The sequence below is a fragment of the Bartonella sp. AA83SXKL genome (assembly GCF_042196965.1).
GTDB lineage: Bacteria > Pseudomonadota > Alphaproteobacteria > Rhizobiales > Rhizobiaceae > Bartonella.
On sequence record NZ_JBHIRG010000314.1, the window covers coordinates 1 to 271 of the forward strand.

1 pseudogene is annotated in these 271 nt (G+C 35.1%); it reads right to left on the reverse strand.

The window, feature by feature from the left end:
• Positions 1 to 238 (reverse strand): annotated as a pseudogene (locus tag ACFINO_RS11345) (DUF421 domain-containing protein); the annotation flags it as partial.
• Positions 239 to 271: the final 33 nt, after the last annotated feature.

Genomic DNA, 271 nt, shown 5'->3' on the forward strand with positions numbered 1-271 from the left:
TAAGTGAGGTGATCAAAGTTTGCCAAATAAATAAAACAAGCAATAATTGAATGATACTGATATTGTGATTATAAATAACGCCCCCAATGATACTCCCCATCACAAAATTGCTTACCAAATCAACCGGTGTCATTTGACTAAGACTACTACGACCCATGGTTCTTAAAATGAAGAGGAAGGCTACAAGGCCTACAATCAATTTAAGTGCAACATATCCATAATAAGATAAAAATTCCATCAAGCTTCCTCCTTAGTTATGAAAGCTGCTAGA